Consider the following 17,940-nt stretch of genomic DNA (forward strand, 5'->3'; position numbering starts at 1 on the left):
CCCGTACCGTCACGTGGTGACCGGACTCCTGTCCGCGAGCACGAGGGCGTGCTGGACGACCGCCACGAGGACGTTCTTCACGGACTCGCGGTCCCGGGCGTCGCACATCAGCAGCTCCACCTCGGGGTCCAGGTCGAGCGCGCCGCGCACGCTCTCCGCCGGGAACCGCGTTGCGCCCTCGAAGCAGTTGACCGCCACCGTGAACGGGATGCCGCGCCGCTCGAAGTAGTCGATGGCGGCGAAGCTGTCCTCCAGGCGGCGGGTGTCCGCGAGGACGATCGCGCCCAGGGCGCCCTGGGCCAGCTCGTCCCACAGGAACCAGAAGCGGTCCTGTCCCGGGGTGCCGAAGAGGTAGAGGACGAGGTCCTCGCGGAGCGTGATCCGGCCGAAGTCCATCGCGACCGTGGTGGTCGTCTTGGTCTCCACGCCGTGCAGGTCGTCGACGGGCCGCCCCGCCTCGCTGAGGATCTCCTCGGTCCGCAGCGGCCTGATCTCGCTGACCGCGCCCACCAGCGTCGTCTTGCCGACCCCGAACCCGCCCGCGACGAGGATCTTCAGGGTCACCGGCTCGACGAAGGGCTTCTTGCGGCTAGAGCGCCCGAAGGCCATTGATCACCTCGCGAAGGATGCTCACGTCCGGCAGCTCGGCCGGCGGAACGGGGCGGGTCACATGGACGAGTTCGTCCTCGACGAGGTCGCCGACGAGGACCCGGACCACCCCGACGGGGAGGTCGAGTCCGGCGGCGAGCTCGGCGATCGACTGGGGCTGCTCGGAGCAGCGTTCGACGATCTCCACGTGTTCCGGGGAGAGCGTCTGGTCCCGGCCGGGGTCGTCGGCGGCGGGCTCGGGTACGACCACCGCGATCAGGTCGAGCCGGTGGCGGGTGGCGGCGCTCGTCCGGCCGCGGGTCATCGCGTACGGACGGACCACCGGCCCGGCCTCGTCGTCGAACCAGTGGTGGTGACCGGGGGTCAGGTCGCGCTTCCGCTGGATCCGCTCGGGTTCGTCACTCATGCCGTCCCACTCACCCTCCCGAGGGCAGGCCGGTCCGGGGGGCCGTCGTGAGGTGGGCCCCGACCCGCTTCACCATCAGCGTCATCTCGTAGGCGACCTGGCCGACGTCCGAGTCGGCGTCCGCGAGCACCGCGAGGCAGCTTCCGTCGCCGGCGGCCGTGACGAACAGGAAGGCGTCCTCCAGCTCGACGACCGTCTGGCGGACCTTGCCCGCCTCGAAGTGGCGGCCGACGCCCTTGGCGAGGCTGTGGAAGCCGGAGGCCACGGCGGCGAGGTGCTCGCCGTCCTCCCGGGTCAGCTCCTGGGAGGCGCCGGTGGGGAGTCCGTCGCTGGAGAGCACCAGGGCCTTCCGGATGGACGCGACGCGCTGGACGAGCTCGTCGAGGAGCCAGTTCAGCTCGCCGTTTCCGTGTCCGTGTCCGGACGTGCTGGGTGCTGCGGCGTTCGGTGCGGTCATCGACCGTCCCCCTCGGGTGTCGTTCCTGGTGCTGTCGTGTCGTCCGGCTCTGTGCTGTCCCGCCGGCCGCGCTGCCAGCCACGCTGCATGGCGGCCATGCGCGCGCGTACCTCCTCGGCGTCGCGCTCGAAGGAGTCGGGTCCGTCGGCCGGCGTCCCGGTGCCCGTACGAGCGTCGGAGCGTGCTCCCGCACGGCCGGCCCGGCCCTCGGTCTCGCGCAGCTGGGGCGCGAGGCTGGCCTGGCGGACGCGGCGGGGCAGACCGCCGAACGGGTCCGGCATCTCCGGCGACGGCGCCTCGGGACCCTGATCCTCCGGCCGCAAGGAGCCGCCGGGGCGTCCGGGACTCTCCGGGCGTACGGGGACCAGCGTCGGGCCCATGGCCGGCGAGAGGTCCCGGCGGTCTCCCCACGGGTCGTCCTGCGGGTGCGCGCGGTCCGGCTGCGCGTGGGCGCCGTCCGGCTCGTCGAGGCGGCGGCCGTGGTCCACGACGAGCGTCGGGGTGCGGCGGCGCGGCAGCGGCACGGGACCGGGGCGCGTCCCGTCGGCGGGGGCGTCCTGGCCGGCGGTGCGGTCCTGGGCCTGCTCGTGCTGCTCGCCGGCCGGCGCGAGGCCGGTGCGGCGCCGGTCGCGGGGCCGGAAGAGGCCACCGCGCTCGCTGTCGCTGTCGAGGAGGTCCGCCGAGCGGTCGAGGAGGACGTCGAAGTCCTCGGTGCCGAGCGGCGCCTCCAGCTCCACGGGGCCGTCCAGCGGTCCCGGAACCTCGGTCACGTCGGGGACCTTCGTGAGGGCCGGCCTGCGGGTGGGCAGGGCGCCGGCGTCGGCGGAGGGGTCGTCGGGCCGCCCGGGGCGCTCCAGGGTCGTGCGGTCGAGCCGGAATCCGGCGCCCTGGGTCTCGGGCGCGTCGGTGAGCAGCGCGGCCGGGATGAAGACGACCGCGGTGGTCCCTCCGTACGGGGAGGTCTGGAGCGAGACGCGGACGTTCTGGCGCTGGGCGAGCCGGCTGACCACGAAGAGGCCGAGGCGGTCGGTGTCCGAGAGCTCGAACTCGGGGGTCTCGGCGAGCCGGAGGTTGGCGTCGAGCAGGGCGTCGGGGTTCATGCCGAGGCCGCGGTCGTGGATCTCCAGGGTGAAGCCGTTGGCCACCCGCTCGCCGAGCACCTGGACGGCGGTGTGCGGGGGCGAGTACACCGTGGCGTTCTCGAGGAGTTCGGCGATGAGGTGGGTGAGGTCCGCGACGGCGGGGCCGCCCACGCCGAGGCGGGGCAGTCGGCGCACCTCGATCCGCTCGTAGTCCTCGACCTCGGCGACGGCGGCGCGGACCACGTCCATGAGCTGGACGGGCTTGCGCCACTGGCGGGAGGGGGCGGCGCCGGACAGGATGACGAGGCCCTCGGCGTGCCGGCGCATACGGGTGGTGAGGTGGTCGAGGCGGAAGAGGTCGGCCAGCTCGTCGGTGTCCTCCGTGCGCCGCTCCATGGTGTCGAGGAGGGTCAGCTGACGGTGGAGCAGGACCTGGTTGCGGCGGGCGAGGTTGACGAACACCTCGGAGACGCCTCGGCGCAGTTCCGCCTGCTTGACGGCGGCCTCGACGGCGGCGCGCTGCAGGGTGTTGAGGGCCTGGCCGACCTGGCCGACCTCGTCCTCGCCGTACTTCAGGTGGGGCACCTCGGTGCCGACGTCGACCTGCTCGCCGGCGGCGAGGCGGCGCATGACGCTGGGCAGCCGGACGCCGGAGACCTCCTGGGCCTCCTTCTGCAGGCGGCGCAGGTCGCGGATGAGCGCGCGGCCGATGCGGAGGGAGATGACGATCGAGGCGATGAGGGCGAGGAAGCCCAGGACACCGGCGATGCCGACCTTGAGGAGGACGCTGTACGCGGCGGGCTTGACGCGTTCCTGGTAGCGGTCGCCGGCGGCGGTGTTCTCGCGGGCCAGGTCGTCGAGGACGGGGCTCGCCTGGTCCTGCCAGCGCTCGGCGGTGATGGCGCGCGGGCTGCCGGTGGCGCCCGCTTCGATGATCGCGTTCTCGGCGGTGCGCAGCGGCAGGGTCTTGGGGCTGCGCCAGTACTTCTCGAAGTGCTCGCGCTCGGCGGCGGGCAGGAGTTCGAGGTTGACCTCGTAGAACGCCACGCGGTTGGCGACGAGGTCGGATATCGCGCGGATCTCCTCGGCGGTGACGCGGTCCGCGACGAGCGCGGAGAGGACGAGGGCGTCCTCGCGGGAGAGCAGCTCACGCGCGCGGGTGATGCCGACGAGGGCGCGGCCCTGCTTGTCCATCTCCACGTTCTCGAGGGCGTGGAGGGTGATGAGGAAGCTGTAGCAGGGGTCGACGAGCCGGTTGTAGAACTCGAGGGCCTGCATGCGGCCGATGCCGCGGTTCTCGACGGAGCGGCGCAGCGAGGCGAGGCCGTCGAGCGCGTCGAGGAGGGAGTTGAGCCGCTGGGCGGTGACGGGCCGCATCTCGTCGCGCACGCCGGGGTCGGCGGCGTTGGCGCGGATGCGGGCGATCTGCCGGTCGGTGGCGCGGCGCGTCTCGCGCAGGGAGGCGAGGGCGTCGGATCCCCGGGGGTCGGCGAGGTAGATGAGCGACTGGCGGCGTTCGATCTGGATGACCCGGGCGGTGTCCTCCAGGGGGTAGCCGACCTTCTCGACGATGTAGCCGACGTCGAGGAGCTGATCGGCCTCCCGGCCCGTCAGGACCGTGGCGAAACCCCACAGTCCGGTGAGGGAGACGAGCGGTACGAGCAGCAACGCCACGATCTTCCTGCGGATGGACTTCCCGCGAAAGCGCATGGCCTCCCCCAGCTCGGCCCCCGTGCGCACGGGGGTCCTTCACGTTCGTGACGTCCCGCGTCAACACGCGGCGTCAACCTCGAATTTCAACAAACGGCGGCGCGAGCCTACTACTGCATCACGGCCATCCCGAAGGCGTGTCCGAGCTATTTTCAGCCTGTCGAGTGAGTGTTGATCATGAGATGTCCTGGTATTACGGGAGTTGGGATCGGCCACTGTGGCGTAGGACACCTGATGGTGTGCCATTTCTCCGGCTCACACAGATGGCTGGAACTGTTCGTTCCGCAAGGACATGGAGCACCTTCGTCCCCACCCGGACGAAACCTTTTCCCTCTCTCGTGCGTCAATACGTACGGGGAGGGTTCTGTCCGCGTAAAGGGGCTCAAGACGGGCAGCCACTCCTGAAGTCGTTCAGTGGTGGGGAGTGACAGGACAATGGAACACGAGGCGCGGTCGGCGCGGCAGTTGTGGGTGGACGAGGAGCGGGGCCGACGACGGATGCCCGATCCGGTGCGCAACGCCGCCGTGCGAGCCGTGATGATCACGTCGGTGACACTCATCCAGGCCGTGGTGGCCTTCTTCTGTTCGGTCGCGGGCGCGTGGCTGGCGTTTCCGATGACCGTCACCGCGGTGGCCTCGACCGTCGTGGCCACCTGGAGTGTCCTCGACGTGTGGATCACCCGTCAGGTGTGGCGTCAGCGCAACGGCGTGGTGTCGGAGCCGAGCAGCACGGCGCGTCCGTCGATCCGGACGCGGCGCGAGGAGGGCCGGGCGGAGGCGACACCGCTCTCCGAGGCGGCCTGAGCGAAGACGGCGAGCGGCCCGGTCCCCGAAAGGGGCCGGGCCGCTCGCCGTTGTACGACCGGGAGGCCGCGTCCGTACCGCCGGACTACGCGTCGCCCGCCGGGGCCGGGTCGTCCGACTGGTGGCGGCGGAACATCCGCGTCGCCGTGATCTCGCCGTGGATCGTCTCCCCCTCCGCGCCGGGCTGCGGCAGCCCGGGGCGCAGGTGCTCCTCCACGCTGATGTACTTCAGCCCCGCCCGCAGGTCCGCGTCGTTGCGCAGCCGGATCACCAGCGGGAACTCGGCGAGCGCGGTCGTGTCGAACAGGCCCGTCGTGTAGAGGAGCTGGACGCCCAGCGCGTCCGACACGGCCCGCTGGAGCTCCAGGAGGTACGTGGCGTTGGCGCGGCCGATCGGGTTGTCGAGGAACAGCGTGCCCGCGTGCCGGTGCTTGTCGCGGCCCCGGTCGTTGGAGCGGAGCGCCGCCATCGTGCAGTACAGGGCGATGGCCGCGGTGAGCAGCTGACCGCCGGAGAAGACGTCGCCCATCTGCCCGACGGGGACCCGCTCGGCGCGCAGCACGGCGTCCGGCTTGAGGATCTCGACCGAGACGCCCTTGGGTTCGAGCGCGGCCTGGACGCCGCGCAGGAGCAGGGACATGCCGTCGCGCCGCAGGTCGGAGTTCTTCTTGACGGCGGCCCGGGTCGCCTCGTCGACGACCTCGCCGAGCCGCTCGGCGAGCGTGGCCTGGTCGGGCTCCTCGAAGCGGATGCGCAGGAACTCCTGGCCCGACCACTCGCCGAGGCCCTCGGGGAGCCGGGAGAGGCGCTGGGCGGAGCGGAGCGTCGCGAGCGAGGACTCCACGAGGCCGCGCAGCCGGTCGACGATCGAGTCCCGGTTGCGCTCCAGCTGCTCCAGCTCGTCGGTGAGGACGCGCAGCCGGGGCGCGAAGGCCTCGGCCCACTTGGCGGCGTGCTCGGGCAGGGCGGACGCCGGCAGTTCGCGGATCTGCTGGCGGGCGGGGGTGCGGACCTGCTCGTAGCGGGTGGAGTTGGCGTGGCGGACGAGGATGTCGCTCGCCTCGCGCACGGACGCGTCGGCGGCGGACAGCTCGGCGGTGCAGCCGCGCAGCGCCCGCCGCGCCTCGGCGGCCGTCGTGCGGGCCTCCTCCAGGGTGCCGGGGTACGGCTCGGTCTCCTCCCGCTCCTCGTCCGCGTGGTCGCGGAGCAGGTCCCGCAGCAGCGCCGCCGTCTCGTCGAAGCCGCCGGCCGCGTCCTCGGCGGCCCGGTGGTCCCGGAGGAGTCCGGCATGGGCGGCGCGGGCCGCGTCCAGGGCGTCGGTGCGGGTGGCCAGTTCGGTGGTGGCGGTACGGAGCAGGGCCTGGGCCCGCTCGGCGTCGGCGGGCACCAGCTCCTCGGGGAGCTCGGTGTGCGCCTCGCCGTCCTCGGGGGCGAGGCGCTCGGCCTCGCCGCGGAGCCGGCCGAGCTTCTCGCTCGCCTCGGAGGCGCGGGTCTCCAGCATCTGGACGAGGGCCTCGGCGCGGGCGGCGGCGGCCTGCCGGGACGGGCCGTCGGCGCCGTCGGTGGACTCCAGGAGCTGTTCGGCGCGGGTGCGGACCTTGTTGGTGAGGCGGTCGAGCTCGGCGAGGGCGGCGGACTCGTCGCTCTCGGCGCGGGCCTGCTCGGCGCGCAGGTCGGCGCCGACGCCGACCTTCTCGTACACCTGGGAGGCGGCCCGGTAGGCCTCGCGGAGGGTGGGGAGCGCGGCGCGGGGCGCGTCCGGGTCCTCCTCCGGGAGGGTGTCGGGGGCGCCGGCGATCTCGGCGCGCTCGGCGCGCAGGGCGCGGGCGGTGCGGTGGGCGTCGTCGGCGGCGCGCTGGGCCGCGCGGCGGTCCTCGTCGGCGGCGCGGGCGCGCTCCAGGCAGGTCTGGGCGCGGGCCTCGGACTCGGTGGCGTCGTCGGCGAGTTCGCGGAGCTTGGACTGCCAGGCGGACCGCTCGCGCAGCCGGAACGCCAGGCCCGCGAGGGCGTCGGCGACCCGGCGGGCGCGCTGGGCGGCCTCCTGGCGCTCGTCCCGGAGCCGGGCGGCCTCGGTCGCGGCCTCGTCGGCCTCCGTACGGGCCGTGCGGGCCACCTCCAGGGTGGCGGCGGCGGCTTCGGCGGTCTCGCGGGCGGTGGTGGCGACGGACGCGAGCTCGGCGAGCATCCCGAACGGACAGTCGGCGCGCCAGGCGCCGATCCGGGACGCGAGGGCGCGGTCGCCGGCGAGGCGGGCGGCGAGGGTGCGGATCTCCTCGTCGCGGGCGGTCGCGCGGGCGCGCAGCGCGTGCCGCTCCTCGTCGGCGGCGTGCTCGTCGTGCATGGCCGGGTTCGGCGGGACGAGGAAGACCCCCGTGTCCTCGGCCGTCTCCTGGGCGGGTACGGGGGCGAGCAGGGCGGCGGCGGTGCCCACGGCGACGGCGGAGCGCGGCAGCAGGGCGGCGCTGCCGAGGACCTCGCGGGCGCGTCCGTACGAGATGGGGTCGGTGATCACCACGCCGTCGACGAGCTCGGGGCGGGCGGCGAGGACCCGGGCGTGGTCGGCGGGGTCCACGGCCTGGGCGAGGTAGCGCCAGCCGGGGAGCGCGGGGATGCCGTGCTCGCCGAGGTACTCGACGGTGGCGAGGACGTCGGGGCCGGGCGGCAGCAGGCCGCCGTCGCCGAGGGCGCCGAGGATGCGGGAGTCGTCGGCGGCGGCGGTGCGCAGTTCGAAGAGCTGGCGTTCGGCGGAGCCGACGGCCTGGTCGAGCAGGCCGCGCAGCTCGTCGGCGTACCGGTCGAACTCGGTGACGGTGAGCGGGCCCTGGGGCTCCGAGCCGGGTCCCGTCCCCTCCTCGGGCTCGGCGTCGGAGGCGGTGGCGGCGCGCTGGCCCGGGAGCGGGGAGCCGGAGGACGGCAGGCTCAGGAGTTCCGCGAGGCGCTCCTCCGAGGCGAGGGACTCGGCGGCGCGGCGCTCCGCGTCGTAGGCGTTCCCCGCGGCCTCGGCGGCGTCGGCGGCGCGGGCGGCCGCGAGTTCGGCGCGGGACTCGGCGCCGGCGGCCTCACGCGCGCGTTCGGCCGCGGTGCGGGCGGCCTCGCGGGCCGTGTCCCAGGCGGCGACCGTGGTCTTCTCGGCGTCGCTCGCGGCGAGCGCGGCGCGGGCCGGGTCGGCGTCGGGGGCGGTGTCGTCGAGCCAGCCGGCCCGTACGGCCTCGGCGGTCTCCTGCTCGACCTCGGCGAGCCGCTGGCGCAGGTGACCGGCCTCGCTGCGGGCCCGCTGGGCCTCGGTGGCGGCGGCGGTGGCGTCGCGGTGCGCGGTCTCGCTCGCGTCCTGGAGGGCGGTCGAGCGTTCCTCCTCCTCCGCGGCGTGGCGCTCGCCCTCCTCGGCGGCGGCGGCGAGGGCCCGTACGAGATCGGCGGCGGCCTTGGCGCGGGCGGCGAGGGCGGGGGCGGCGTCGCGCTCGGCCTCGCGGATGGCGGCGGCCACGCGCGCGGAGCGGTCACCGGCGGCCCGGTGGCGCAGCACCGCCTCGGCGGCCTGCCAGGCGGAGTGCAGGGTGCGGGCGTCGGTGAGTTCGCGGCGCTGGGCGGCGGCGCCCTTCTCGGCGGCGGTCAGTGCCAGGGAGGCGTGCCGGTAGGCGAGTTCCGCGGCGATGAGGGAGCTGCGGCTGCGGGCGGTCTCGGCCTCGGCGACGGCGTGTCCGGCCGAGGTGACCTGCTGGGCGAGTTCGGCCGCGCGACCGCGCTCCTCGGCGGCGCGGGCGGAGAGCCGGCGGGCGAGCGTACGGGTGCGGCGCTCGGCGCCCGAGTGGATCTCGCGCGCGTGGGCACGGGTTCCGGCGGCTTCGACGATCCGGCCGAGGAGGTCCACGGAGCCGGCGGTGAAGTCGCGTTCGGCGGTCAGTTCGGCGCGGCGGCCGAGCTTGTTGCCGAAGCCGCCGACGAGGTCGGCGAGGCCGTCGGTGTCGCGGGTGTCGGTGACGGCGCGCAGCAGCAGGTCGGTGAAGTCGGAGTCCTTCTTGACCGCGAAGAGGCCGGCGGCCTCGCCCTCGTCGGCGTTCATCTCGCGCTGGTAGCGGAAGAGTTCGGGGTCGAGGCCGAGGTCGCCGAGGTGCTCGTTCCAGCGGTCGTGGATCTCCTCCCAGACCACCTCCAGGTGCGGATAGGCCTTCCCGGCCTCGGTGAGCGCGTCGCGGAAGCCCTTCATGGTGCGGCGGCGGCCGGTCGCGCCGGAGGCGCCCTCGACGGGCGGGCGGACGGACGTCGCCTCGGCGACGGGCAGGTTGTCCAGGCTGAGTCCGGGGCCGGGGCGGAAGGAGTACCAGGCCTCGGCGAACTTCCGCGGGTCGTTGGAGACCTGGCGGCCGCGCCACTCGCTGGCCTTGCCGACGACGACGAGTTCACCGGTGAGGGTGTGCTGCCACTCCAGGGCCACGTGGCCGCAGTCGTCGGCGAGGAGGAACTTGCGGAGCACGCCGGAGCTGGCGCCGCCGAGGGTGTTGCGGTGGCCGGGGAGCATGACCGAGAAGATCAGCTTGAGGAGGACGGACTTGCCGCCGCCGTTCTCCAGGAAGAGCACGCCCGCGGGGGCCGGGCGGCGCGGCGGGCCGACCGGGTCCTCCTCGAAGAACTCCGCCTGGGTGGGGGCGGGGTGGGGCACGGGCGCGCCGACTCCGCGCAGGTCCAGGACGGTGTCGGCGTAGCGCGCACCGGCGGGACCGATGGAGTAGAGGCGGACCCGGGACAGCTCGTACATGGGGCGGACTCTCGTCGTCTCGTTCGTGATCAGGCGTGATCAGGCGTGGAAGGGCAGGCCCGCGTCGGCGGCGAGTTCCAGGTCGTCGCCCTCGGGCGGCGGGAGGAGGGTCGCGGAGCCGTCGCTGACGGGGACGACGCCGAGTTCGAGGAGCTCGGCCATGGCGGCGGAGCCGGCCATGTCGCGGACCTGGAGCTGGTAGCGGGCGGTGGTGCGGTAGGAGCCGCCGCCCTCGTCGCCGGTGCGCTGGAGGAAACCGGAGTCGGTGAGGAACGCGGCCGCCTTGCCGACGATGCCGGTGGTGGAACCGGCGAGGCGGCGGGCGTCCTTGGTGGCTCCGGTGGCGCTGCGGCGCGCGTAGATCCGCCAGGCGGCCTCCAGGCCGGGGGCGTCGGAGGCCGGGTCGGTGTTCTCGCCCTGCTCCTCGGCGCGCTGTTCGAGGCGCAGACAGGCCTGGCGTACGAAGGCGTCGACGCCGTTGACCGTGAGGCGGCCGATGTACGCGTCGTCGGCGAGGTCCTCGGGGCGGGGGAAGGCCATGGCGGCGACCGCGAGGTGGGCCAGGCCGTGCAGGAACCGGTCGGCGGAGTCCGTGTTGGCGCGGCGGGCGTAGTCGCCCATGCGGACCGCGAAGACGGAGTCCTCGCCCGCGGTGACGGCCATCCCCGCGCGCGGGGACACCTCCAGGACGACGAGTCCGAGGCCGGTGGCGACGGCGTCGGCGAGGCGCGCGAAGGCGGAGTCCTCGCGGTAGCGGCGCAGCAGCTCGGTGTACTCGGCGTCGCGGGCCGGGAGCAGCTTGGGCTGGAGCCCGAACGAGACGAGCCGGGCCGCGTCGGCGGCGTCCGCGGGGGTGACGGCGGAGGAGGTGGTGGCGGCCGGGGGCTGCGGGGGCTCCTGCTCGCTCCACGCGTCGGCGTACTCGGCGTGGGTTTCGCTCACGGCTGGGGCTCCTCGGTACGGCTCTCGGTCGGTACGGCGCGGGGTAGGGGCAGCGGGACGGGGGTGACGGCGGCGGATCCGGCCGTGCCGGGCCGGGCCACGGGCGTGGGCGGCTCGTCGGTGAGCCGCACGGCCCGCACGGCCGGGAGGTCGCGTCGCCGCGCGGGCGGGGTACGGACCGGCTCGGGCACGGACACGGTCCCGAACCGCGGCCGGCCGGCGGTCGGAGCGTCCCCCTCGGGCCGGGGCAGGCTCTCGTCGCCGGCCCGGGCCCCGGTGGGCGGTTCCACGGGCACGGCCCGCTGCGGCGGGAGGTCGGCCGGGGCGCCCTGGACGGCCCCGGGTGCGACGTCCTGCTCGGGAAGAAGCGCGGCGTCGGCCTCCCGTACGGTCTCGGCCCGCGACTCCGGGACGGACTCGGCGGCCTGCTCCGGTACGGGGACGGTGGCCTGCTCCGGTACGGGGGCAGTGGCCTGCTCCGGTACGGGGGCAGTGGCCTGCGGCTCCGGGACGGACTCGGTGGTCCGCGGCTCCGGGACGGACTCGGTGGTCCGCTCCGGTACGGGCACCGGTTCCGTCACGGGCTCGCGCTCCGGTACGGCGGTGTCCGCCGGCTCGGCGGGGGACGGGACGGGCGCGACGGCAGGCGCCTGCTCGGCGGTGGCCGGCACGGGTGCGGCGGGGAGGGCGGCGTCGGAGGCGCCCGCCCGGGCCTCGGGGACGAGGGTCACGTGGCCTCCGTGCGGTCCGCGGCCATGCCCGCCGCGTCGAGCAGGGCCGTACCGACGATCAGGTCGGCGCCGCCGAACTCGGGGTCGTCGAGCGGGGTGCCGTCGTCGACGGCGAAGAGGAGCCGCTCCTCGCCCTGGCGGTAGGCGGTGCCGACCGGCGGGCTCGCCGCGTGGACGGCGAGGAGGGCGACGAGGTACGGAAGGTCGGCATCGAGGCGCCGGGCCTCTGCGAGCAGCCCGGAGAGGCGGCGCGGGGCGTCGTGCTCCAGGTCCAGCAGGCGCATGGCGCTCGCGAGCTGCTCCTCGCTGAAGCGGGAGTCGTCGGGGGTGGCGATGAGGTCGGGCTCGGGCATCTCCGCGCCGAGGTGCTCGCGCTCGACGGGCGGGGTGAGGAGCAGGTCGACGAGGTCGCCGAGGCGGACGGAGGCGGGGGTGCGCAGTCCGGTGCCGTGGGCGAAGAAGGCGTCGGTGACGCGGGTGGCCTGCTCGACGGGGAGCGGCAGGACGGGGGCGACCAGCTGCCCGTACAGGTCGAGTCCGGTGTACGTCGTGGGGGCAGCGAAGGCCTGCCGGTCCTGCTCGGCGCGGAAGAGCGGCCCGGCCTCCAGGAGGCGGGACTGGAGCTGGGTGTGGCGCCGGATGCAGTCCTTGACTATGTCGACGAGCTCGGCGGCGCGCCGCTTGTGCTCCGCGGTCTTGGCGTCGGACGTGGCCTCGGCCTCGTCGCGGGCCTTGCGGATGTTGGTGAGGATCGCGTTCTCGTGGCGGTAGCGGTCGGCCACGTGGTCGAGCGCCTCGGCGATCATGTCGGGGACCGTGTGGAGCCAGTCGACGGCGCGGACGTTGCGCCGGGTGGCCTCCAGGGTCTTGCGGAGGGTCTCGGCGTACTGCACGGTCCGGTAGCGCGCCTGCTCGGCGGCGAGCTGGGCGTCGGCGAGGCGGCCCCGGTTGATGAGGACCTCCAGCTTCACCTCGGCGGCGATCTGGGCGCTGGTGACGTCGGTGTCGAGGGCTCCGACGAGCACGTTGACCGCTTCGTCGGTGGTGCGGAGGTAGACGCCGCCGCCGTATCCGGGGACCTCTTCGATGAGCTTGAAGTCGTAGTCGCGGCGGACGTAGACCCCGTCGGTGCCGAAGGTGCCGTAGACGGCGCGGAAGCCGCGGTCGACGCTGCCGACGTTGATCAGGTTCTCCAGGACCCAGCGGGCCACGCGCTCGTGCTCGGCGGCGGGGCGGCCGGGGGCCTGGGCGGCGACGCGGGGCAGGAGGCGGGCGACGATCTGCTCGTGGTCGGCGCCGGTGTCGAAGTCCATGTTCAGCGTGATGAGGTCGATCGCGGCGAGGGCCACCTCGGCCATCGCGTAGACCGTGTACTCGCCGGCCAGGTTCGCCTTGCGCGCGTCGAGGTCGTGCAGCGGGGCGGTGCACGCGAGCGCGCGGAGGCGCCGCGCGAGCCCTTCGTCGGCGGCCGGGCCCTGCGCGGGGCGCGGCCCCGCGCTGAGCTGGGGCGGAGCGAGGTCCGTCGAGGCAGGCGAAGTCACGGTGCACAGATTAGGTCCTCACCCTGACAACGGTCGAAACGGCGCAGATGCGACCGCCCCTCTCGGTAGCCTCGTACGGGCTGTGCCGTCAGCCGGCGGGGGCCGTCGGATCGTCGACGGCCTGGGCGTAGGCGGCGGCCACGCGGGTCCGGGAGTCGTCGAGGTAGCGGGCGAGGAGCCGCTCCGCCGAGGCCCGCTCGCCGGCGCGCAGGGCGTCCAGAATCTCCCGGTTTCGCCGGAGGTAGGGCTCGTGGAGCGCGCGCGGGTCGTCGACGACGTGGAAGGCGAGGCGGAGTTCGGCGAGGACACCGCGCATCAGTTCGTCGGTGCGGGCGCTGCCGGCGAGGGCGACGAGTTCGCGGTGGAAGTGGATGTTGGCCGTGGAGACGCCCGTCCAGTCGTCGGCGCGGGCGGCGGCCTCGCCCTCGGCGACGGCGGCGGCGAGGCCGTCGACGGCGAACGGCGGCTGCCCCAGGCCCCGTACGACGGCGCATTCGACGAGTCGGCGGGTGCGGTAGATGTCGTCCACGTCACCGACGGCGAGGACGCGGACGAAGACGCCCCGGTTGAGCTCGTGGACGAGCAGGCGCTCGTGGGTGAGGAGCCGGAAGGCCTCGCGGAGTGTGTTGCGGGACACACCGAGGGCGCCGCCGATGCTCTCCTCGGAGAGCCGCGAGCCGGGCGGGAAGTAGCCCTCGGCGATCCGGGTGCGCAGGATGTCCGCGACCCGCTCCGCCGTGCTCGTGCGCCCCAGGAGCACGCGGTCGTCCGTCAGCCCTCCGGCCCCACTCAGGTCCACAGCACCTCGCCCCTTCCGTCGTCAGCGGCCGAGTCAACCGCAGAAACGGGCGACCGACAACACGCCTCTTGTCGGATCGTTGAACAATCCTCTACCTTGACGGCACCGCACGGTTCCTCAGTACGTCTCTCAGGCACGCCTCCCACTCCTGCGAGGTGCAGATGAGCACGACACAGATCCGGCAGCACTCCCAGGGCGAACGGCCCGACGACACGGGCGCGTTCGCCTGGCTGCGCGGCCTCGGGCCGCGCGGTCGGCGCGCCTTCGGCGGCGCTTTCGGCGGATACGCCCTGGATTCCTACGACTTCTTCACCCTGCCCCTGTCGATGGTGGCGATCGCCGCCCACTTCGGCCTCGACAAGGGCCAGACCGGCCTCCTGACCACCGTCACCCTCGTCGTCTCGGCGATCGGCGGCGCGCTCGCCGGAGTCCTCGCCGACCGCGTCGGCCGGGTGAAGGCCCTGATGATCACGGTCGTCACGTACGCGCTCTTCACCGTCCTCTGCGGCTTCGCGCCGAACTACGAGACGCTGCTGGTCTTCCGGGCGCTCCAGGGCCTCGGCTTCGGCGGCGAGTGGGCCGTCGGTGCGATCCTGGTCGCCGAGTACGCCTCCGCGAAGCACCGGGGCCGTACCCTCGGCGCCGTCCAGAGCGCCTGGGCGGCCGGATGGGCGCTCGCGGTGCTCGTGTACACCCTGGTGTTCCAGTGGGCCGACGCGGACCTGGCCTGGCGGATCCTCTTCTGGACGGGCGCCCTGCCCGCCCTCCTGATCGTCTACGTACGGCGGAACGTCGAGGACGCCCCGCAGGCCACCGAGGCCCGCCGGTCCGGTGCCGGGCGCGGCTCGTTCCGGGCCGTGTTCCGCCCCGGCCTGCTGCGCACCACGCTCTTCGCGACCCTGCTCTCGACCGGCGTCCAGGGCGGCTACTACACGCTCGCCACCTGGGTCCCGACCTTCCTGAAGACCGAGCGCGGCCTGACCGTGGTCGGCACCGGCGGGTATCTGACCCTGCTGATCTCCGGGGCCTTCACCGGCTACCTGACCGGCGGATACCTCACCGACCGGCTCGGCAGGAAGAAGAACATCGCCCTCTTCGCCGTGCTCTCCGCGGTGTCCGTCCTCGCCTACACCCACATCCCCGCCGGGGCGAACACCCTCCTCCTGCTGCTCGGTTTCCCGCTCGGCTTCTGCATGTCGGCCATCTTCAGCGGCTTCGGCTCCTTCCTCGCGGAGCTGTACCCGACGGCGGTACGCGGCACCGGGCAGGGGCTCACCTACAACACGGGGCGCGCGGTGGGCGCCGTCTTCCCGACCCTGGTCGGCTTCCTCGCCGAGAGCTGGGGCGTGGGCGGAGCCCTCGTCTTCGGCGCCGTCGGCTACGGCCTGGCCGTCCTGGCCCTGTTCGGGCTGCCCGAGACGCGCGGGAGGGAACTCGTATGAGCGGGACGGCGGTTCTCGATCCGCGTGAGGCACGCGCGCGTGCCGGGGCCGGGACGGTGGGGCCGACGGCCGGCTGGGCGCCGGGCCACGCGCAGGCCGATCTGATCGCGGTGCCCGCGGACTGGGCGTACGACGTGCTGCTCTTCTGCACCCGCAACCCACGGCCGTGTCCCGTGCTCGACGTCACCGACGCGGGCGCGTGGACGACCTCGCTCGCCCCGGACGCCGACCTGCGCACGGACGTCCCGCGCCACCGGGTGTGGGACGGCCTCGCGCCCGTCGTTCGCGATCACCCACGCCCCCGGCCGGATGTTCGTCGCCGACGTCCGGGACGAGCGCTACCGCATCTCCGTCCGAACGACGCCGACACGTACCACCGCACCACCAGGTGAGAGAGGAAGCACCACATGACCTGGGTCCCGATCGATCTCAACGCCGACCTCGGCGAGGGCTTCGGCCGCTGGACGCTGACCGACGACGAACAGCTCCTGTCCGTCGTCACCAGCGCCAACGTGGCCTGCGGCTTCCATGCCGGGGACGCGGCCACCATGCGGCGGGTCTGCGAGCTCGCGGCGGTGCGCGGGGTACGGATCGGGGCCCAGGTGTCCTACCGCGACCTGGCCGGCTTCGGACGGCGCGCGATGGACGTCCCGGCGGCCGAGCTGGCCGCCGAGGTGGCGTACCAGATCGGCGCCCTGGAGGTCTTCGCCCGGGCCGCGGGCTCCCGGGTCTCGTACGTGAAGCCGCACGGGGCGCTCTACAACCGGGTGGTCCGGGACGCGGAGCAGGCGGCGGCGGTCGTCGACGGCGTGCTGCTCGCGGACCGCACCCTGCCGGTCCTCGGGCTGCCCGGGTCCCGGCTGCACGAGGCCGCCGCGGCGGCCGGACTCCCGGTCGTCGCCGAGGCCTTCGGCGACCGGGCCTACCGGGCGGACGGCTCCCTGCTGCCACGGGGGCAGGAGGGGGCCGTCGTCACGGACCCGGACGAGGTCGTCGAACGGTCCGTTTCCATGGCCCGCTTCGGGGTCGTCACGGCGCACTGCGGGAGCTCCGTCGCCGTCCGGGCCCGGTCCCTCTGCCTGCACGGGGACACCCCGGGCGCGGTGGGCCTCGCGCGGAAGGTGCGGGAGCAGCTGGAGGCCTCGGGCGTGCGCGTGGAGGCCTTCGCGTGAGGGTGCTGAGGGTGGGCGACCGGGCCCTCCTGGTGGAACTGGACGACGGCGGGGCGACCGAGGCCCTCCACGCCGAGCTGCTGCGGCGGCGGGCGGCCGGTGCGCTGCCCGCCGTACGGGAGATCGTGCCGGCGGCGCGGACCGTGCTCCTCGACGGGGTGGCCGACCCGGAGCGCCTCGCGGCCGAGCTGGCCGGCTGGGAGCCGGCGCCGCTCCACGCGCGCGTGGGCGAGGCCGTCGAGGTGCCGGTCCGCTACGACGGACCCGACCTGGCGGAGGTCGCCGCCCTCTGGGGGGTGTCCGTGGAGGCGGCCGTACGGATCCACACGGCGGCCGAGTTCCGGGTGGCGTTCTGCGGGTTCGCGCCCGGCTTCGGCTATCTGACGGGCCTCGGCGAGCGGTACGAGGTGCCGCGCCGGGCCACGCCGCGCACCGCCGTCCCGGCCGGCTCGGTCGCCCTGGCGGGGCCGTACACGGGCGTCTACCCGCGCTCCTCGCCCGGCGGCTGGCAGCTGATCGGCACCACGGACGCGGTGCTGTGGGACGCCGAGCGGGAACCGGCCGCGCTGCTCACGCCCGGCACCCGGGTCCGGTTCACGGCGGGGGGCGGGCGATGAGCGACCGGGCCTTCGCCGTCGTCCGGGCCGGGGCGCTGACCACCGTGCAGGACCTGGGGCGCACGGGGTACGCGCACCTCGGCGTGCCCCGCTCGGGCGCCCTCGACCCGGCCGCCGGGCGTCTCGTCAACCGGCTCGTCGGCAACGCGGAGGGCGCGGCGGTCCTGGAGACCACCGTCGACGGGTGCGCCCTGCGGCCCCGGTGCGCGGTGACCGTGGCGGTGGGCGGCGCGCCGTGCCCGGTCCGGGTGGACGGCCGCCCGGCCGCCTGGGGGACGGCGCTCCGGGTCGGGGCCGGATCCGTCCTGGAGGTCGGCGCGGCCGTGCGCGGGCTGCGTTCGTACGTGGCGTTCGGCGGCGGTGTCGCCGTCCCGCCGGTGCTCGGCAGCCGCTCCACCGACCTGCTGTCGGGCCTCGGCCCGGCGCCGCTGACGGAGGGGGCGGTGCTGCCGCTGGGAGCGGCCACGGCCGTACGGGGGTCGGTCGACGCTCCCCCCTGGCCGGGCCCGCCGGACGAACTCGTCCTGCGGGTCCGGCCGGGGCCCCGGGACGACTGGTTCACCGCCGAGGCCCTGCGCGCCTTCACCACGCGGGCGTACCGGGTGTCGCCGGCGAGCAACCGGATCGGGCTGCGCCTGGACGGCCCGGCTCTGGAGCGGGCCGTGCCGGGCGAGCTGGCGAGCGAGGGCATGGTCCTGGGCGCGGTGCAGGTGCCGCCTGACGGGCGCCCGGTGGTGTTCCTGGCGGACCATCCGACGACCGGGGGCTACCCGGTGGTCGCGGTGGTGCGGGAGGTCGACCTGGGGGCGGCGGCGCAGGCGGTCCCGGGGACGCCGGTGCGGTTCGTGCCGGTGCGCTGACGGCTCGGAGGGGCG

The 17,940-nt window shown here is 74.9% G+C and carries 14 protein-coding genes and 1 pseudogene; 6 read left to right on the forward strand and 9 right to left on the reverse strand.

Features of this window, described 5'->3' with window-relative positions; genetic code table 11:
* Positions 1-9: 9 nt before the first annotated feature.
* From AB5J54_RS07250 to AB5J54_RS07265, 4 genes are read right to left on the reverse strand one after another with little or no spacing between them, the layout of a single operon-like run.
* Positions 10-609, reverse strand: a complete 600-nt coding sequence (locus AB5J54_RS07250) for an ATP/GTP-binding protein (RefSeq protein WP_369143069.1) — start codon at positions 607-609, stop codon at positions 10-12.
* Entirely contained in the window at positions 590-1,015 is a 426-nt protein-coding gene (locus AB5J54_RS07255; RefSeq protein ID WP_369143070.1) for a DUF742 domain-containing protein, read from the reverse strand. The genes AB5J54_RS07250 and AB5J54_RS07255 overlap by 20 nt, the downstream gene beginning before the upstream one ends.
* A 10-nt stretch (positions 1,016-1,025) precedes the next feature.
* Entirely contained in the window at positions 1,026-1,472 is a 447-nt protein-coding gene (locus AB5J54_RS07260) for a roadblock/LC7 domain-containing protein (protein ID WP_369143071.1), read from the reverse strand.
* Positions 1,469-4,264, reverse strand: a complete 2,796-nt coding sequence (locus AB5J54_RS07265; RefSeq protein WP_369149247.1) for a nitrate- and nitrite sensing domain-containing protein — start codon at positions 4,262-4,264, stop codon at positions 1,469-1,471. Before AB5J54_RS07265 ends, AB5J54_RS07260 begins: the two co-directional genes overlap by 4 nt.
* Before the next feature lie 435 nt (positions 4,265-4,699).
* Here AB5J54_RS07265 and AB5J54_RS07270 point away from each other — a divergent pair, with 435 nt between their 5' ends.
* Positions 4,700-5,068 (forward strand): hypothetical protein, encoded by a 369-nt coding sequence (locus AB5J54_RS07270; protein ID WP_369143072.1) that lies wholly within the window; start codon positions 4,700-4,702, stop codon positions 5,066-5,068.
* An 85-nt stretch (positions 5,069-5,153) separates the two neighbouring features.
* Here the strand turns inward: AB5J54_RS07270 and AB5J54_RS07275 are convergent, their stop codons facing one another.
* The 5 genes from AB5J54_RS07275 to AB5J54_RS07295 all read right to left on the reverse strand — a co-directional run bounded on the left by AB5J54_RS07275 (position 5,154) and on the right by AB5J54_RS07295 (position 13,834).
* The gene (locus AB5J54_RS07275; RefSeq protein ID WP_369143073.1) at positions 5,154-9,821 is read right to left on the reverse strand and encodes a hypothetical protein; all 4,668 of its coding nucleotides are present in this window, start codon (positions 9,819-9,821) and stop codon (positions 5,154-5,156) included.
* A 39-nt stretch (positions 9,822-9,860) separates the two neighbouring features.
* On the reverse strand, positions 9,861-10,763 hold the full coding sequence (locus AB5J54_RS07280; RefSeq protein ID WP_369143074.1) for a hypothetical protein: 903 nt from the start codon (positions 10,761-10,763) through the stop codon (positions 9,861-9,863).
* Positions 10,760-11,494, reverse strand: a complete 735-nt coding sequence (locus AB5J54_RS07285; RefSeq protein ID WP_369143075.1) for a hypothetical protein — start codon at positions 11,492-11,494, stop codon at positions 10,760-10,762. Before AB5J54_RS07285 ends, AB5J54_RS07280 begins: the two co-directional genes overlap by 4 nt.
* Positions 11,491-13,035 carry a hypothetical protein gene (locus AB5J54_RS07290; protein WP_369143076.1) on the reverse strand — a complete coding sequence of 515 codons (1,545 nt, stop codon included), beginning with the start codon at positions 13,033-13,035 and terminating at the stop codon, positions 11,491-11,493. Before AB5J54_RS07290 ends, AB5J54_RS07285 begins: the two co-directional genes overlap by 4 nt.
* Positions 13,036-13,123: 88 nt before the next feature.
* Positions 13,124-13,834, reverse strand: coding sequence for a GntR family transcriptional regulator (locus AB5J54_RS07295; protein WP_369143077.1), 711 nt, complete (start codon positions 13,832-13,834; stop codon positions 13,124-13,126).
* A 161-nt stretch (positions 13,835-13,995) separates the two neighbouring features.
* On the opposite strand from AB5J54_RS07295, the gene AB5J54_RS07300 reads away from it, so the two are divergent.
* The 5 genes and pseudogenes from AB5J54_RS07300 (at position 13,996) to AB5J54_RS07320 (ending at position 17,925) form a co-directional block, all read left to right on the forward strand.
* A complete protein-coding gene (locus tag AB5J54_RS07300) occupies positions 13,996-15,276 on the forward strand; it encodes an MFS transporter (protein WP_369143078.1) in 1,281 nt (426 codons plus the stop codon).
* Positions 15,273-15,545: pseudogene (locus AB5J54_RS07305) on the forward strand (hypothetical protein); the annotation flags it as partial. The gene AB5J54_RS07300 and the pseudogene AB5J54_RS07305, both read left to right, overlap by 4 nt.
* A gap of 138 nt (positions 15,546-15,683) precedes the next feature.
* Positions 15,684-16,448, forward strand: a complete 765-nt coding sequence (locus AB5J54_RS07310; RefSeq protein ID WP_369143079.1) for a LamB/YcsF family protein — start codon at positions 15,684-15,686, stop codon at positions 16,446-16,448.
* Positions 16,445-17,065, forward strand: a complete 621-nt coding sequence (locus AB5J54_RS07315) for an allophanate hydrolase subunit 1 (RefSeq protein ID WP_369143080.1) — start codon at positions 16,445-16,447, stop codon at positions 17,063-17,065. Before AB5J54_RS07310 ends, AB5J54_RS07315 begins: the two co-directional genes overlap by 4 nt.
* Positions 17,062-17,925 carry a biotin-dependent carboxyltransferase family protein gene (locus AB5J54_RS07320; RefSeq protein ID WP_369143081.1) on the forward strand — a complete coding sequence of 288 codons (864 nt, stop codon included), beginning with the start codon at positions 17,062-17,064 and terminating at the stop codon, positions 17,923-17,925. Before AB5J54_RS07315 ends, AB5J54_RS07320 begins: the two co-directional genes overlap by 4 nt.
* Positions 17,926-17,940 lie beyond the last annotated feature (15 nt).

It is taken from the genome of Streptomyces sp. R44 (assembly GCF_041053105.1).
Taxonomy (GTDB): Bacteria; Actinomycetota; Actinomycetes; order Streptomycetales; family Streptomycetaceae; genus Streptomyces.